Source organism: Luteimonas galliterrae (genome assembly GCF_023374055.1).
Taxonomy (GTDB): Bacteria; Pseudomonadota; Gammaproteobacteria; order Xanthomonadales; family Xanthomonadaceae; genus Luteimonas_C; species Luteimonas_C galliterrae.
Genome location: NZ_JAMBEP010000001.1, coordinates 1,939,706 through 1,955,219 on the forward strand (window position 1 = coordinate 1,939,706; position 15,514 = coordinate 1,955,219).

The window sequence follows — 15,514 nt, forward strand, 5'->3', positions numbered from 1 at the left end:
CCGCACGCGAGCATGACGACGCCTGTCCGTCGCGGATCGTGTACGACTAGGCCGGCGCCATCCAAACGCGAGTGCGGACATGAGCAAATACCTGTTGCAGATCGTCGTGTCCGCAGCGCTGCTGATGCCGGCTTGCGACGACATTCGCCCCGTATCGGCCAAGATCGTCCCGGGAGATCCGGACAAGCCCGACGAGCCGACCTTCGTCGCTACCGTCGCCAAGCGCGCGCCCGAAGATCCTCAGCAAACCGCGCCCGCTACGCCGCAAACCGCACCTGCCGCGGCGAGCGCGACGTCACCGATGCGCACCGGCGGCCCGCTGCAGGCCACGCGCATTCCCGACCCGCCTTTCGTCGCCACCGAAGTCGCGCGCTTCGACGAGCCGTGGGCGATGACCTTCCTGCCCGACGGACGGCTGCTGGTCACGCAGAAGGGCGGCCAGCTGAAATTGCTCAACGTGACCAGCCAACAGGTCGGCCAGATCTCCGGCGTGCCGGCGGTCGTTTATGGCGGCCAGGGCGGTCTCGGCGATGTGCTGCTGCATCCGCAATTCGCCGGCAACGGCCTGATCTATCTGAGCTACGTCGAACCAGGCGCGGGCGACACGCGCGGTGCGGCCGTCGCACGCGCGCAGCTGGCTTTGAACGGCAGCGGCGGCGGCAGCCTGTCCAACCTGCAGGTGATCTGGCGGCAGTCGCCGAAAGTCACCGGCTTCGGCCATTACGGCCATCGCCTCGCCTTCGACAAGCAAGGCAAATTGTGGATCAGTTCGAGCGACCGGCAGAAATTCGATCCGGCCCAGGACATGGCGTCCAATCTCGGCAAGACGATCCGGCTCAACGACGACGGCACGTTGCCCGCCGACAATCCGTTCGCAAACCAGGGCGGCGTGGCCGCGCAGGTCTGGTCGCTGGGCCACCGCAACATCCTGGGCCTGGCCTTCGATGCGCAAGGACGCCTGTGGGCGCACGAGATGGGGCCGCTGGGAGGCGACGAACTGAACCTGATCGAACGCGGCTCCAATTACGGCTGGCCGATCGTGTCCAACGGCAGCCACTACGACGGCACGGACATTCCCGACCACGACACGCGCCCGGAATTCAACGCGCCCGAAGCGTGGTGGACGCCGGTGATCGCGCCGGCGGGTTTCATCATCTATTCGGGATCGCGCTTCCCCTATTTCCGCGGCGACGGCTTCATCGGCGGCTTGGCGTCGCAGGCTCTGATCCGCATCCAATTCGACGGCGTGCAGGCACGCGAGGTCGCGCGCTATGCCATGGGCCAGCGCATCCGCGAAGTCGAGCAAGGGCCCGACGGCGCGATCTGGCTGCTGGAGGACGGCGGCAACGTGCGGCTGCTGAAACTCACGCCGGTTCCGTTCTGAGCGGTTTACGATAGCGTTGTCCGCGCCGCATAACGCGCGCGAGCCATCGTATGGCATCGTCGCGACCGATCCTGTAGAAATCTTTCCTTATTCACATCGGAGCCGAGCATGAAGCACTCCCTGTTGACCGCCGCCTGCAGCGCCGCGTTCCTGCTGACGGGTTGCAACGGCGCCAGCAACGCCACGCAGAGCGGCGACGATGCCGCTGCGCAGGCGCAACCGGCCGACGGCAAACCCTTCGTCGCCACCGAAGTGGCGACTTTCGACGAACCCTGGGCGATGACCTTCCTGCCCGACGGCCGCCTGCTGGTGACTGAGAAGGAAGGCAAGCTGAAACTGCTGGATACCGCCAGCAAGCGCGTCGGCGAAATCAGCGGCGTGCCCGAGGTCGATTACGGCGGGCAAGGCGGCTTCGGCGACGTCGTGCTGCACCCCAAATTCGCCAGCAACGGCCTGGTCTATCTCAGCTATGCCGAAAAGGGCGACGGCGATACGCGCGGCGGCGCGGTGGCGCGCGGCAAGCTCACCCTCGATAAGAACGGCGGCGGCGCGTTGTCCGGCGTGAAAGTGATCTGGCGGCAGGTGCCCAAGGTGTCCGGCCGCGGCCATTACGGGCACCGCATCGCGTTCGACAAGGACGGCAAGCTGTGGATCAGCTCCAGCGAGCGGCAGAAATTCGATCCGGCGCAGGACATGAAATCCAACCTGGGCAAGATCGTGCGCCTCAACGACGACGGCTCGGTGCCGGCCGACAACCCGTTCGCGGATCAGGGCGGCGTCGCCGCGCAGGTCTGGTCGCTGGGCCATCGCAATGCGCTGGGCCTGGCGTTCGACGCGCAAGGCCGGCTGTGGGAACACGAAATGGGACCCAAGGGCGGCGACGAGTTGAACTTGATCGAGCGCGGTTCGAACTACGGTTATCCGATCGTCTCCAACGGCGACCATTACGACGGCCGCGACATTCCCGATCACGATACGCGTCCCGAATTCAATGCGCCGGAAGTGTTCTGGAACCCGGTGATCTCGCCGGCCGGCTTCATCATCTATTCCGGCGATCTGTTTCCGGATTGGAAGGGGGACGGCTTCATCGGCGGGCTTTCGTCGCAGGCGCTGATCCGCATCGAGTTCGACGGCGTCAAGGCGCGCGAAGCGGCGCGCTACGACATGGGCAAGCGCATCCGCGAGGTCGAGCAAGGCCCCGACGGCGCGATCTGGCTGCTGGAGGACGAAGGCGGCGCACGCCTGCTGAAGCTGACGCCACCGGCACCTGCGAAAACCTGACCATCCGCCTTCGCTCCAAAAGCCGTCGTCCTGGCGCACGCTGGGATGCGCCTTGCTCTTGTCTCTGTAGAGCGAAGCTCACTCCGCTGCCTTTGCCTTGCTCTGGCTTTGCAGAGCGGGTCTGGACCGCTGCCCTTGCTCCCGCTCTGTAGAGCAGAGCTTGCTCCGCTGCTCTTGCTCTTAGGCCGTTGCTCTTAGGCCGTTGCTATTAGGCCGTTGCTCTTAGGCCGTTGCTATTAGGCCGTTGCTCTTAGGCCGTTGCTCTTAGGCCGTTGCTCTTAGGCCATTGCTCTTAGGCCGTCATCCCAGCGAACGCTGGGATCCATCTTGCTCTTGCTCTTGCCCTTAAGCCGTCATCCCGGCGAAGGCCGGGATCCAGGCTCGCGTGCTTGTGGGCCTCGCTGCGACTCGCACCATGGACAAAGGCTTCCGGCTGCGCCGGGTCACTTTCTTTGTTGGCCCAAAGAAAGTAACCCAAGAAAGGGCCTGAACTGCGGTGCGATGCGTCGCACCTGAAAGTCAGCCAGCGGCCCGGCTTTCGTCGCAGGTGACCTTCTTACGCAGGTACTAGATTTTGATTCGCAGTCTATGGGTGACGTGGCTTTTGCGGAGTTGCGCTAAGGAGGCGTTCTGATCGATCGCCTCGAATCCAAATGTCGAAGCGACGGAGGAATCCCGAGGGCCGGCGATAAGTGGACAAGAACACGGGGGGTAGCCCCATCGCTGGGATCCCATCCAAAGGCCCTTATTTTTGGTGACTTCTCTTTTTTGGGCCCCACAAAAAGAAAGTCACTCGGCCGCGGTTTGAGCGGACGAAACCCCGGCCTGGAAGGCCGGCAGGTCGCCAGAACCCCAACAGCCAAGGCAGCGGGGTAAGCCCCGCTCTACACAGAGCAAAGCGAAGGCGTTGGATCATCGTCTTCGAGCCCGCTACTTGGCCGGCGTTTCCTTGCGCCCCATCGCAACCAGATACCGATCGTGCAATACCTGCACCTTGACGACATACGCCTGGGTCTCCGCATACGGCGGCACGCCGCCGTAGCGCGTCACCGCGCCGATGCCGGCGTTGTAGGCGGCCGCGACCAGCACCAAGTCGTCCTTGTAGCGCCGCTTGAGCGATTTCAGATGGCGCGCGCCGGCGCCGATCGATTCGGACGACGAGAACGGGTCCTTCACTCCGTATTCCTTGATCACCTCGGGCATAAGCTGCATTACGCCCTGCGCGCCTTTGGGCGATACCGCTTTCGCATCGAAGCCGCTTTCGGCGTGGGCGAAGGCGCGCAGCCAAGCATCGTCGACGCCGGTCGCCTTGGCCGCGGCCTTGAACTCCTTGGCGAAGACCTTCAACTGCGGTTTGCCGATCCTGCCCAAACCCTCGTGCGCCGGCGAACCGGGTGGCGTTTTCACTGTGAACTTCAGGTAGATCTTGGAGCCGGGCAGATTGCGCGTGCTGTAGACGGTCTTTCCGTCCTGCTGGCGCTCGTACAGCGTGCCGTTGATCACGCCCATCTCGCCCCACAGGTTGGGCAGCTTGGCGGCATCGTCGTCGATCTTCTTGGCGACGCATTTCGAACCCGGCTCCGGCGCCGTCGCCAAGCTGACGGTGCCGTTGCGCACGCAGCGGTACACCGTGCGCGCCTGCGCATCCGGCGCGCCGGACAGCAATGCGGCGCAAAGCAGGCAGAACGCGATGGCGGAGCGGACGGGCATGGCCGGCGGATTGTAATCGGGCGGCGCCGGGCCGCCCGTCAAGCGGTCGCGGGGTTCAGGGGCGGTTGCGTCAGAAAGCGCGGCTGATGGTGAAGGTGCCGAACGAAGGCCGCGACCGCTGGCCGTCGAATTCGCGGGTGCGGTAGTAGCGCGCGAAAGCGAACTTCCAACGGTTGTAGGTCATCGCCATGCCTATCGCGGCTTCGCCGACGAAAGGCTTCTTGTCGACGCTGTGGCTGTCGCGGAAGGTATTGCCGTCGAGCGTGATGTCGTGCAGCACCCAACGCGCGTCCGTGGCCAGGAAGGCGTGCCAGGTCCAGCCATGCATCACCCGGTAGCTTTCGGTCGGCGCGGTATTGTCGCCGGCCGGGCGCACCGGGCTGGAACCGAAATCGTCGGGCAGCCGGAAACCCAGCCGCAGTTCGGTGCCGGCATTGGCGTGCGTCTGGAAATTGCCGACCGCTCCGCCCCAATGATTGATCGCATCCCACTGCAGGCCGCGGTCGCCGATGGTGTGCCGGGCATAACGCTGCGAACGTTCGTGGAGCAGCATCGCCACCGGCTCGTTGCGCAACTGGTGGTCCCAGCCGCGGAATTTCTCCGAACCGATGAGTCCATGGATGAAGTCCTGGCTCTGCTTGCCGTACGCATCCGGGCCGACCAGGCCGAACACCAACTGCGTGGTGCGCAAGCGGTCGCCTTTGCGCGCGTTGTAGCCGAAGCTGGCCAATAAAGCGCCGGCATATGGGCGGTCTTCGACGATCAGGTCGCTGCGCGCGGGGTCGGCCGGCGTGAAGATGCCCTGCCCGACTTTCACCACCATGTTCTGCTGATCGAAACCGGACGGCTGTATCCGCGCCAGATAGCGGTTCAACCAGCGCGCCATCGCGGGCAGGCAGGTATCGTCGGTGTAATCCTTCAGGTTGGGCGACACCAGGCTGAGCAGGATGCCGCTGCTGTAGCCCTGGTCCTGGCGCGCGAACAGATCGTTGTCGATGCGCAGGTTGACCACCGGCGGGAATCTTTCGCTCGAGGTTTCCGTGCAGCGCTCGCCGGCGCGCGCCGCGCCAGCCCAGCCGCAAGCGAGCAGCATCGCCACGAACGCGCAGGCTAAACGGTATCCACCCGTTTCCATGGCCTTTCGCGTTGGGCCGGCGATGTGCGTCATGCGTTTCGGAGCGTTCCGCGGATGCGTAATGCCTGCAAGGGTTGGGCCTCAGGCCGCCGCTAAGAACCGATCGCGGTGGAATGCCGTGTTCCATCCTTGCGCACGCCGCGAGCGCCCCGAGCGCACGAATCGGATAGGCTGCATGGGCTGCGGCTGCGATCCTGTCGATCCAGTCCGCAACGGCGGCACTCCACAGGAGCCAGGCATGACCCACGCATTGCAAGACAAAGTCGCCATCGTCACCGGCGCGAGTTCGGGCATAGGCCGCGCCACCGCGAAGCTGTTCGCTCGCGAAGGCGCCAGCCTGGTGGTCGCGGCACGCAGTGCGCAGCCGTTACGCGACTTGGTGGCGGAAATCGCCGCCGATGGCGGCCGCGCGACCGCGTGCATCGGCGATGTGCGCGACGAGGATTTCGCCCGGCGCATGGTCGACACCGCGCGCGAGGCCTACGGCGGGCTGGACATCGCCTTCAACAATGCCGGCGCGCTGGGCCAGATGGCGCCCACGCCGCAAGTGACGCGCGAGGGTTGGAACGAGGCGATCGAGAGCAACCTGACGGCCGCCTTCCTGTGCGCGAAACACCAGTTGCCGGCGATGGTCGAGCGCGGCGGCGGTTCGTTGATCTTCACGTCCTCGTTCGTCGGCCACACCGCCTCGTTTCCGGGCGTCGCGGCTTACGCGGCGAGCAAGGCGGGCCTGATCGGGTTGACGCAAACGCTGGCCGTCGAATTCGGCGCGCAGGGCGTGCGCGTCAACGCGCTGTTGCCCGGCGCGACCGATACACCGATGTACCGCGAGATGATCGACACGCCGCAGGCGCGGGAATTCATCGCCAGCCTGTATGCGCTCAAGCGCATCGCCACGCCGGAGGAAATGGCGCGTTCGGTGCTCTATCTGGCCTCGGACGCATCCACGTTCACCACCGGCACGGCGTTCGCCGTGGAAGGCGGTGTGTCGATCAACCGCAGTTAGGCCGCCGCAGGCAGCTCTCGCGCATCAATTCGGCGGCGACGGCAGCGTCACGCCCTCGGCAGGCACCAGCGAAATGGTCACCGGTGCGCCCGGATTGTGGCTGCGGATCTCGAAGGCCGTCGCGTCGAGCTTGAGGATGTCGGTGGGATAGGAAATGCCCTCTTCGATCATCGTCAGCGCGCCGTTCTCGTAGGTCCATTTGCCGTAACCCGGCGCGCCGCCCTCGGCTTCGATCACCAGCGTGCCGTCGGCGAGGAAGCTGTAGCGCGTTCCCGGCGCCGCGGCGGACGAGGTCTTCACCTCCCAGACCTTGCCGACGAATGCGGGCACGTCCGCTGGCGGCGGCGCAGTTTCGGTCGCGGCTTGCGGCGCGGCGGGCGCCGGTTCCGCGGCCGGCGTCTGAGCGGCGGGCGGCGCGGCGGCGGGTTCGGGCGAGGCGGGCTTGTCGTCGCATGCGGCCAGGCACAGGACAGCGGCGATCGTCGTCAGGCGTAGCGTCTGGTTCATGTCGTTACCTCGGGTCGGGTTAGCCGGGTTGGATGGCGACAACTTTCACATCCGCTTGCTTGCAAGCATTGTCCTTGCAGATGCCGTTCAACCATACCTGGCCGCTGCCGAACATCACGCCTTTGTAATTGACGAACAGGTCCGAATACTTCTGCCGGGTCACGACGTCGGCGATCGCGGGCGTCACGATCTTGTCGTACTGCGCAGCGAATGCTGCCGAGTCCTTGATCGTGGCTTTCTTGCCGTCGATCGTGGCCACGAGCGGGTATTGCACCAGGGCCGCTACAGCCGCCGCATCCTTGGCCGCGACCGCGCGCTGCAATTCATCGAATGCCGCGCGATAACGGATGTGGTCGCCCAGCGCATCGTCGATGGCGTCGTCGACGGCCTTGTCCGCCGCGGGATCCGTCGCGGGATCCGTCGTCACAGACGACGCGGCCGCGTCGTGCGCAGGCGGGGTTGCGGCATTCTCGGCAGCGGGTACGGATGCCGTTGCGGCGTTCGCCGGCGCCGGCTCGGCCGCGGGTGCCGCGGCCTTTGTCGGCGTGTCGCCCGCTTCCGGCACGGGAGGCGCTAGCTTGTCGCAACCCGATAACAGCATCGCGATGACGGCCGCGCAGATCAGTTTGTTCATCGCATTACTCCCTGTCCGAGCGTGCGTGGCTTCAGCCCGCTATCTCGACGCCATCGGCGACGATACGGAATTCGACTTCGGACACCGGCAGGCCGTTCTTGCTCTCCTCCTGCATATGTTTAACCGCTTCTGGCGACAACTGGTTGCGCGACAGCACGCCGTAGACTTCTGCCTTGCCGGACGCATCCTTGGGCACCACGAACTTGTGGTCGCGCATCATCACGCGGGCGCTTTGGCCCTCGTCCTCCAGCACCATCCAACAGCTTCCTTCTGGCAGACCTCCACGATGCGCCCGCTGTAGCGCTGCGGCTTGCCGGCATAACGCTCATGCGCGGCCACGGCCTCGGAAATCGGGACTGCTTCGCCTTGCGGAATGGCTTGGCCGTATTGCTTGGCGTCGCCAGCGTGGGCGATTGCGGCGGCCGCGAACAGGGCGGCGGCGAGGAAGGCGCGCATGGTGTTTCCCTTCGCATGGTGGACTCGGCCGCATCATACCGCGCCGGGGCCGTGCTGAATTATTCAGCCGGCCGCCGTGTCCTCGCGCCGCTATCACGCCGCTATCGCGCGTGGATAACGGCGTTTCATGCACGCTCCGCATGCAGGCCGACGGCCTGCGCGTCCTTCCCCCGATTTAAAGGAATTCGAGCCATGGGCAACAACCAGAATCCGAACCAGCCGCAAAACCCCAACCAGGACCGGCAGAATCAGATACAGGATCCGTCGCAGCAGAACCAGGGCCGCGACCGCGACGATCAGAACAAGACCGACAAGTCCCAGGGGTCGGTGGAAGAAGAGGAAGAATAGGTCGTCGTGACCGCAGCGATGCACTGAAGCGCCCTTCGTGGGCGCTTCTTGTTTTTCGGCCTTCGCCGAGCCTTCTCCCGACGTGAACGCAGGAACGTCTAGGCTGGTGCGAAAAATCCGTGACTACGAGGTGAAGGATGCCGGTCAAGAAAAAGGCAGCTTCGGCGAAGGCCCGAACTGCGACGAAAACGGTAGCGAAACAGCGCGCCATCCAGGACCGCGCGGACAAGATCGCCAAAAAATCAACGGGAAAGAAGGCGACTAAGAAGGCCGTTCAAACTGGCACGCGCCGGCAGCCGCAGAACCCGCTGCCCCGACAGCATCTGCAAAAGCCGGGCAACGAGCATGCGCTCGAGGTCCAGCCCCGCTTCCTCGCACCGGACTATATCGGCAGCGGCAAACTGGAAGGCATGGCGGCGATCGTGACCGGCGGCGATTCCGGCATCGGCCGCGCAGTGGCGGTGCTGTTCGCCCGCGAGGGCGCAGATGTGGCCGTGCTCTACCTCGACGAGCACGAAGACGCTGAAACCACGCGCCGGCACGTGCTGGACGAAGGCCGCCGGTGCGTCGCGATCGCGGGCGACGTGAAAGATCCCAAGTTCTGCGAAAAGGCCGTGCGCGAAACCGTGCGCGCCTTCGGCAGGCTCGACGTCCTGGTCAACAACGCCGCTTTCCAGCAACACGTCGAAAAGCTCGAAGACCTCAGCGAGCAGCACCTGCAGGAGACGCTGCAGACCAACATCGGCGGCTACTTCCACATGGCGCGCGCGGCGCTGCCGCACCTGGGCAACGGCGCCAGCATCATCAATACCGGATCGGAAACGGGCATCTTCGGCAGCAAGCACCTGCTCGACTATTCGGCCACCAAGGGCGCGATCCATGCGTTCACCAAAGCCTTGGCGAGCAATCTGCTCGAGCGCGGCATACGCGTCAACGCGGTCGCCCCCGGGCCGGTGTGGACGCCGCTGAATCCGGCCGACAAGCCGGCCAAGGACGTGGCCAAGTTCGGCCAGGACAGCGACATGGGCCGCCCGGCGCAGCCCGAGGAAATTTCGCCCGCTTACGTGTTCCTCGCTTCGCCGGTGACGGCTTCCTACATCAGCGGCATCGTGCTGCCGGTGATGGGCGGGCCGCGCGGCTGATATCACTCCACTCCCGCACCAGGAGGCTTCCATGGCGACCTGCGACGTTTGCGGCAACGACTACGACAAATCCTTCCAGATCGTGCAAGGCGACCGCAAGGGCACCTTCGACTCTTTCGAATGCGCGATCCACGCTTTCGCGCCGCGCTGCGCGCATTGCGGCTGCAGCATCATCGGCCATGGCGCCGAGCATGCGGATAAATTCTACTGCTGCGCGCATTGCGCCAAGAAATCGGGCGTGGTCGGCATCGACGACCGGGTCTAGCGCGCGGCGTTCCCCGCGGCGCGCGCGGGCTGCTGTTGTTTGCGTTCCTCCACCTTGGCCTTGGCGGCCTGCCCGCGCGCGCCTACGACCATCTCGGTGAGCCACTTGATCAACGTCGCGGTGTAGTCCTGCTGCGCCAGCTTGTCGCTGAGGCCGTGGTCGGCGCCCGAAATCAGGCGCGAGGTGAGCGAGTGCGCGTGCGAGAACGCCCTGCGGTAGTTCTCGATGACCTGGTGCGGCACGATGACGTCGTGTTCGGCTTCCACGATCAGCACGTCGCCGAGGTACTGCGACGCCGCCCGCAGGGCCTTGTTCTGTTCGGGCGCTATCTCGCGGCGCCGGTACCCCGGCAGATCCGGATCGGCATGCAGCTTGCGTTTCGGAAGGCTCCAGTCCTGATCCTTGTACAGCGCCGGCGAACGCAGGGCCAGCCAGCGCACCGGCCGCAACGAGGCCAGTATCGACGCCAGATATCCGCCGTAGCTGATGCCGACTACCGCGATCGCCGTATCGTCGACGTTCGCCTGCCCAGCCAACCAATCGTAGGCGGCGACCAGATCACGCAGGTTCAATTCGCGGCTGACCGTTTCCCATTGCGCAGCCGTGCTCTCGTGGCCGCGCAAGTCGAACGTCAGGCACACGCAGCCCAGCCCCGCGGCCTCGCGCGCGCGCGCCAGGTCGTGCTGCTGGCTGCCGCCCCAGCCATGCACGAACAGCACCGCCGGGTGCCTGCGCGTCGGCGACAGCAGGCTGCCCTGCACCGCTTCGTCGTCGACGCGTATTTCGATGTTCTCAAGCCGTATGTCCATGCTTGCGCACCAATGCGTACTTCAGGATCGGGCCGCTCCGGCTGTGCGGGTCGTGAAAATGCACCTGCGCTCGCGGCGGCGGCGTCTCAGGACGATGCGACTCGTGCGTGGAAGCCGATACCCAGGCCAAACCGGGATCCTTCGACAAAGCTTCTACGGCCGCCAACTCCGCCGGCGTCGCGCCCCCGATCCGCCACGACTGCTCGAGCACACCGCGATGGCGCCGGCCGCGGCTGTCGCTGCCGGCGATCACGTCGTAGTTGCGGCGTGAGGCGAAAAACGCCGGGAATTCTTCCGATATCGCCCGGTCGTAGCCGGCGGCGCACTCGATCGCGGCATGCGTGGCGCCGTCCAGCGGCAGGCGCGCAAGTTCGGCGAAGCCGCCGCGCAAGACCACGAGTTCCGTGCCGCCGTACACTTCTTGTCCGTCGCGATCCTGCACCGACAACTGGGTGCCGTAATAGGCGAACGGCATGCCCGACAGGCGCAATGCGCCGACGCTGTACGTCCGCGATTCCGGCAGGTCGAGCTCCACGACGACGCCATGTTCGCGCAGCTCGTCGGGGTCGATGGCGTCCAGCGCCGCGTCCAGCGCTTGCGGATCGCCAGCCACCGCCTGGCCCGCGCCGCCGACGCCAAGCGCTGCCTTTATCCGCACCTGCCCGAGCGCGAGCAACCGCCGGCCCGCATGCCGCGCTTCGCCCGCATCGAAAGCGGAGAATCCCGGCAGCACCGCCCCGCCCAATCGCTGCGCCAGCATCGGCGACCAGCCGCGGGGCGCCGCGGCATCCGCCGCCGGCAACGGATGGCTGATGATCTTGTTGGCCAGGAATGCGTAAGGCACCACGCCGCCGAACAGGTCGTCGTGATCGCGGACGCCGATCCGCGTCGCGTCGTCATGCAGCAAAGTGCAGTCGGGAACGAAGTAGGGCCTACCACCGTAATCCGAATCCGGGTCGAATTCGCCCGCATAGACGCTGCCGTGCAGCACGGCGATGCGTTCGGCCATCGCGATGCGGGTGAGATGGTCGTGGCCTTGCCGATCGACGTCGGGATCCGCGACCAGCAGCACTACCGGCCTGGCGCCTGGCGAATGCTTGTCCATGCCCACGCGATACTCCGGCAGCGCCGATCATGCCGCTGTGAAACGGTTCACGCTGCGGCCACCGCTGCGATGCTCTGCTGCCGGGACCGAACACGTCCGCCGACGCCATGCCGCACGCCTCCGCACTGCTGATCATCGACATGATCAATCCTTTCGATTTCGACGGCGCGCCTGCGCTGATGCGGGCCGCATTGCCCGCAGCGAAACGGATCGCCGCGCTCAAGGCCAGGTTGAAAGCCGCAGGCGCGCCCACGCTCTACGTCAACGACAACTTCACCCGCTGGCAATCCGATTTCCGGCAACTGGTGGCGATCTGCAGCCAGCCGGATGCGTATGGCGCCGCCATCGCTGCGTTGCTGGCGCCGGAGCACAACGATTATTTCGTGCTCAAGCCGCGCCATTCGGCCTTTTTCGCCACGCCGCTGCGCCTGTTGCTGGAGCAACTGGCCGTGCGGCGATTGATAGTCACGGGCATCGCCGGGGATTCCTGCATCCTGGCGACGGCCGTGGACGCGCACATGAACGGTTTCGAGTTGTCCGTGCCGCAGGATTGCATCGCCTCGCAAACGCCGGCGCGCAACAAGCAGGCGATAGCCGTCATGAAATCCGCGCTGCATGCCGACGTCCGCAGCGCGCGTTCGCTGCGGACCTGATCCGTCGCCGGAACTACAGTAGTTTGCTGCGCGCCTGCTCGGCGCGCGACGCGCCGATCGCGGACTCGACGTGCTTGACTTCTTCCGGCGGCGGCAGCACCGCCGGGAAGCCCAGCGACTGGATCCAGAGTTCGCGGGTCCATCCGGTGGTGTGGTACAGGTGATGGTCCTCATCCTTCTCGACCGCTTCGAACGCGGCTTGCAGCACCTTCGCTTCCGGTCCGGTGCCGTGCTGGGCGACATGCCCTATCAGATGCCAGTTCATGTGGTCCTTGGTCTCGGCGAGCACCACGCATTCGCCGGCGACCAGTTCCGCTGCGGCGGCGTCCGCATTCTTGCGCGCCATCTGGATGGCGGCCACCAGCGACTGGCCCTGGTGCGCGACCACCGCCCGCCCCGGGCTCTGTTCTTCCGGATCGATGCCGAGTTCGGAGAATACGTTCAACAGCACTTTTTCGTGGGTGCGCGTCTCCTCCAGGTATTCCTGCCATTCCTTCTTCAGATCGTCGTTGACCGCGGACTTGATCGCGTTCTCGTAGACTTGGATGCCGCCGCGCTCGGTTTCCAGCGCCTGCAGCAGGAGTTCGCGCAGCTGCGCCGTATCGTATTCGATCTTTCTGGCCATGATGGTTGTCTCCTGGATGTAGGGACGACTTTCGGCCATTCCCTGTCGGCGCGCAGTGAAGCGCGCTTGATGATTTCGTAAAAACCGGATGCTGAACTGTTAAGGGAACGTGCGCGATGGCGCGACGGATCAAGTGCCTGTTTGCGAATGCGGCGCGGCCACTGGTTTCGACTGCGGCGATTTGTCCTGGCGCAAGAAGATCGACAGCAATACCAGGGTCAACACGGACAGGAATTCGCTCTGCCAGTTCTGGAAGGATTCGAACCAGAACTGCGCCTCCCCAAGATACGACCATGCACCGGGTGGAATTTCGCCCTTGCCTACCGCCTCCTCGGAGAACTGGCGCCAACTGCCCAACCAGTGCGCGACGAAGGCGGCCGCGAACAGCAGCAGCAGTGCGCCGGACAGCGAATGCGCGTAGAGCCTGCGCCACCATCCGCCGGCGCGCACCGGCCACGGCGGCGGGCCTGGGTCGATCTTCTCTTTTTCTTCATGCATGGGCCGCGATTCGGCCGAACCCCGCTGCCGCAGCCGCACCGTCAGCAGCACGTATAGCCCCATCTGCAGGAATTCGCTTTCCCAGTTCTCGAACGTGGCCGACAGGAACTGGCCCTGACCCAGGTATTGCAACGGCGACACCGGCGCCATGCCGCGTTCGATGCGCTCGTCGTTCAGCACGCTGAAGCCGCTGACCAGTTGTCCGCAGAAGCTCGCAGCGAACATTATCAGCAACACCACCGAAAGGCCGTTGCTGCGCAGGAAACCCGAATTCATGACGCGCTCCTCGGTGCCGAAAGCACCTGCAGGAGGCTAGCCTCGGCGATGTGAATACCTAGTCTGGCCGCAGGTGCGGTCTTCACGTCGCATTTTCGGAATTGCGAGCAGATTTAGAATCCTCTGCAGGGGACTACGGATATGAGCCAGCAAGACCGCAAAGATCCCGCCATCGACCGCGACAAGCACTGCCCGCCGGAAACCGAACAGCAACGCAGGGAACGAAAGCGCCACGAGAGCGAAAACCAGGACGAGGCGCTCGAGGAAACGTTCCCCGCCAGCGACCCGGTGTCGCCTTTCGTGCCGGCCAAAGCGCCCGACTGAATCGCCCGGTCCGCATCCGCGTCCGCGCAACGCGTAGTTGGTGGCGCGCCTGGGCCGCCGTCGCGACGCGAGCGTCGGCGCAGCGTTTTTCCATACCGCAAACAATGTCCCGTGCACGGGACATTCCGTCCCCCGATCCGCCTCTTTCTCCGCGCGGATGCGCACCCACTTCATGTCCTGCAGCGATGGCTGTCCAGGCGCAGTGCCGGGGCCCATCGCGAGGACGGCGCCGCGTCCTTCCCCCGCGTCGGCGCCGTCCTTTGCAGGAGTCATACGCATCATGAAGAAGATCAAGATACTGTCCCGCACCCTGTTGGCCGTTGTGCTCGGCGCCGGCGCTTTCGGCGCGCAGGCGGCCGAGAATCCCGGGTTCTACGTCGGCGCCGGCGCCGGCCAATCCTTCGTCGACGAATCCGATTACGACGACGAGGACACCGCGTTCTCGGTATTCGGCGGTTATCAGTTCAACCGCTATTTCGGCCTGGAAGCCGGCTATGCGGATTTCGGCGAGCTCGAGCCCGAAGGCGCGGGCCGCGCGCTCGAAGCCAACAGCGCCTACCTGACCGCGGTCGGCACCGTACCGTTCACCGACAAATTTTCCGGCTACGCCAAGGCCGGTTTCCACCGCTGGGACCTGGACACCGCGATCCCGAGCCTGACCAGCACCCGCGACGACAGCGGCAGCGATCCGACTTACGGCCTGGGCCTGCAATATCGCTTCAGCGACAAGGTCGCGTTGCGCACCGAGTACAGCCGCTTCGAGGTCGAAGACATCGACCTGGATCTGGCGCAGGTGCAAGTGCGCTTCGATTTCTGATCCTTGCCGCAACCGAAAAAGAAAACCGCCGGCGATCTGCCGGCGGCTTTTTTCATGCCCATCTGCCGAGATGCGGCCTCAGCTCAACCAACCTCGCGCCGCGGCCTTGCCGGAATAGCGCCACAGCAACAGCGCGATCACCAGCACGACGACCGGCATGATCAAGCCTGCCGCGCCGTACACCGCCCAAGCCGGCGTCGCCGCGAATGCGCCCGCCATCTGCACCACGACGGCGATCAGCGAGATCAGGAACAGGGCTACCGCCCATTTCTTCTTGATCAACAGCCCGATGGCGCCGAGGACGCCGCTGACCACGGCGACGCCGAAGGCGATGTTGAGCCAGCCCGGCGTGCCTTCGTAGACCTGGCGTTGTTCGGGCGTCATCGTCGCCAGTTGCTCCGGCGACATGTTGACCTGCAGATAGAACATCGCCAGGCCCAGCAGGTTCCATAGCAGCGCGGCGACGGCGATCACCCAGAAGCTCGTCGGACGTGCGGTTGCGGCGGTTGCGTTCATGCTTGCTCCCTCCCCAGGGTTAG

Annotated in this window: 21 protein-coding genes; 10 read left to right on the forward strand and 11 right to left on the reverse strand. The window is 65.2% G+C overall.

Annotated features, from left to right (window positions below; genetic code table 11):
• The first annotated feature begins 301 nt into the window (after positions 1 to 301).
• Positions 302 to 1,384, forward strand: coding sequence for a PQQ-dependent sugar dehydrogenase (locus M2650_RS08935; RefSeq protein ID WP_249474335.1), 1,083 nt, complete (start codon positions 302 to 304; stop codon positions 1,382 to 1,384).
• 108 nt (positions 1,385 to 1,492) lie between these two features.
• Positions 1,493 to 2,665, forward strand: a complete 1,173-nt coding sequence (locus M2650_RS08940) for a PQQ-dependent sugar dehydrogenase (RefSeq protein ID WP_249473385.1) — start codon at positions 1,493 to 1,495, stop codon at positions 2,663 to 2,665.
• A gap of 930 nt (positions 2,666 to 3,595) precedes the next feature.
• Here M2650_RS08940 and M2650_RS08945 read toward each other — a convergent pair.
• Positions 3,596 to 4,375: a lytic transglycosylase domain-containing protein gene (locus tag M2650_RS08945; protein ID WP_249473387.1), complete on the reverse strand. Its 780-nt coding sequence runs from the start codon at positions 4,373 to 4,375 to the stop codon at positions 3,596 to 3,598.
• A gap of 70 nt (positions 4,376 to 4,445) precedes the next feature.
• Positions 4,446 to 5,510, reverse strand: a complete 1,065-nt coding sequence (locus M2650_RS08950; RefSeq protein WP_249473389.1) for a lipid A deacylase LpxR family protein — start codon at positions 5,508 to 5,510, stop codon at positions 4,446 to 4,448.
• Positions 5,511 to 5,748: 238 nt separating this feature from the next.
• Between M2650_RS08950 and M2650_RS08955 the strand changes: the two genes are divergently transcribed.
• Positions 5,749 to 6,516: an SDR family oxidoreductase gene (locus tag M2650_RS08955; protein ID WP_249473391.1), complete on the forward strand. Its 768-nt coding sequence runs from the start codon at positions 5,749 to 5,751 to the stop codon at positions 6,514 to 6,516.
• Between the two features lie 24 nt (positions 6,517 to 6,540).
• Here M2650_RS08955 and M2650_RS08960 read toward each other — a convergent pair whose 3' ends face one another.
• Genes M2650_RS08960 through M2650_RS08975 form a run of 4 tightly spaced genes read right to left on the reverse strand, consistent with a single transcriptional unit; the run spans position 6,541 to position 8,113 of the window.
• Positions 6,541 to 7,023 carry a hypothetical protein gene (locus tag M2650_RS08960; RefSeq protein ID WP_249473393.1) on the reverse strand — a complete coding sequence of 161 codons (483 nt, stop codon included), beginning with the start codon at positions 7,021 to 7,023 and terminating at the stop codon, positions 6,541 to 6,543.
• Positions 7,024 to 7,042: 19 nt separating this feature from the next.
• Positions 7,043 to 7,657 (reverse strand): hypothetical protein, encoded by a 615-nt coding sequence (locus tag M2650_RS08965; protein WP_249473395.1) that lies wholly within the window; start codon positions 7,655 to 7,657, stop codon positions 7,043 to 7,045.
• A gap of 31 nt (positions 7,658 to 7,688) precedes the next feature.
• Entirely contained in the window at positions 7,689 to 7,877 is a 189-nt protein-coding gene (locus M2650_RS08970; RefSeq protein WP_249474341.1) for a hypothetical protein, read from the reverse strand.
• Positions 7,877 to 8,113 carry a hypothetical protein gene (locus tag M2650_RS08975; protein ID WP_249473397.1) on the reverse strand — a complete coding sequence of 79 codons (237 nt, stop codon included), beginning with the start codon at positions 8,111 to 8,113 and terminating at the stop codon, positions 7,877 to 7,879. The genes M2650_RS08970 and M2650_RS08975 overlap by 1 nt, the downstream gene beginning before the upstream one ends.
• Positions 8,114 to 8,305: 192 nt before the next feature.
• Between M2650_RS08975 and M2650_RS08980 the strand changes: the two genes are divergently transcribed.
• The 4 genes from M2650_RS08980 (at position 8,306) to M2650_RS08995 (ending at position 9,868) form a co-directional block, all read left to right on the forward strand.
• The gene (locus M2650_RS08980; RefSeq protein ID WP_249473399.1) at positions 8,306 to 8,461 is read left to right on the forward strand and encodes a hypothetical protein; all 156 of its coding nucleotides are present in this window, start codon (positions 8,306 to 8,308) and stop codon (positions 8,459 to 8,461) included.
• Between the two features lie 106 nt (positions 8,462 to 8,567).
• The gene (locus tag M2650_RS16545) at positions 8,568 to 8,726 is read left to right on the forward strand and encodes a hypothetical protein (protein ID WP_249474396.1); all 159 of its coding nucleotides are present in this window, start codon (positions 8,568 to 8,570) and stop codon (positions 8,724 to 8,726) included.
• Positions 8,671 to 9,603, forward strand: a complete 933-nt coding sequence (locus M2650_RS08990) for an SDR family oxidoreductase (RefSeq protein WP_249474344.1) — start codon at positions 8,671 to 8,673, stop codon at positions 9,601 to 9,603. Before M2650_RS16545 ends, M2650_RS08990 begins: the two co-directional genes overlap by 56 nt.
• 31 nt (positions 9,604 to 9,634) lie before the next feature.
• Entirely contained in the window at positions 9,635 to 9,868 is a 234-nt protein-coding gene (locus tag M2650_RS08995; RefSeq protein WP_249473401.1) for a hypothetical protein, read from the forward strand.
• On the opposite strand, the gene M2650_RS09000 is transcribed toward M2650_RS08995, so the two are convergent.
• Complete coding sequence (locus M2650_RS09000) at positions 9,865 to 10,677, reverse strand: alpha/beta hydrolase family protein (RefSeq protein ID WP_249473403.1); 813 nt, start codon at positions 10,675 to 10,677, stop codon at positions 9,865 to 9,867. The genes M2650_RS08995 and M2650_RS09000 overlap by 4 nt on opposite strands.
• Complete coding sequence (locus tag M2650_RS09005; RefSeq protein ID WP_249473405.1) at positions 10,661 to 11,782, reverse strand: DUF3182 family protein; 1,122 nt, start codon at positions 11,780 to 11,782, stop codon at positions 10,661 to 10,663. The genes M2650_RS09000 and M2650_RS09005 overlap by 17 nt, the downstream gene beginning before the upstream one ends.
• 107 nt (positions 11,783 to 11,889) lie before the next feature.
• Between M2650_RS09005 and M2650_RS09010 the strand changes: the two genes are divergently transcribed.
• On the forward strand, positions 11,890 to 12,435 hold the full coding sequence (locus M2650_RS09010; protein ID WP_249473407.1) for a cysteine hydrolase family protein: 546 nt from the start codon (positions 11,890 to 11,892) through the stop codon (positions 12,433 to 12,435).
• A 13-nt stretch (positions 12,436 to 12,448) separates the two neighbouring features.
• Here M2650_RS09010 and M2650_RS09015 read toward each other — a convergent pair whose 3' ends face one another.
• Entirely contained in the window at positions 12,449 to 13,060 is a 612-nt protein-coding gene (locus tag M2650_RS09015) for a DUF892 family protein (RefSeq protein WP_249473408.1), read from the reverse strand.
• A gap of 129 nt (positions 13,061 to 13,189) precedes the next feature.
• Entirely contained in the window at positions 13,190 to 13,834 is a 645-nt protein-coding gene (locus tag M2650_RS09020) for a DUF6766 family protein (protein ID WP_249473410.1), read from the reverse strand.
• Between the two features lie 141 nt (positions 13,835 to 13,975).
• Between M2650_RS09020 and M2650_RS09025 the strand changes: the two genes are divergently transcribed.
• The gene (locus M2650_RS09025; RefSeq protein ID WP_249473414.1) at positions 13,976 to 14,158 is read left to right on the forward strand and encodes a hypothetical protein; all 183 of its coding nucleotides are present in this window, start codon (positions 13,976 to 13,978) and stop codon (positions 14,156 to 14,158) included.
• Positions 14,159 to 14,438: 280 nt separating this feature from the next.
• Entirely contained in the window at positions 14,439 to 14,975 is a 537-nt protein-coding gene (locus tag M2650_RS09030) for an outer membrane beta-barrel protein (RefSeq protein ID WP_249473416.1), read from the forward strand.
• 78 nt (positions 14,976 to 15,053) lie between these two features.
• Here M2650_RS09030 and M2650_RS09035 read toward each other — a convergent pair whose 3' ends face one another.
• Entirely contained in the window at positions 15,054 to 15,491 is a 438-nt protein-coding gene (locus tag M2650_RS09035; RefSeq protein WP_249473418.1) for a hypothetical protein, read from the reverse strand.
• Positions 15,492 to 15,514: the final 23 nt, after the last annotated feature.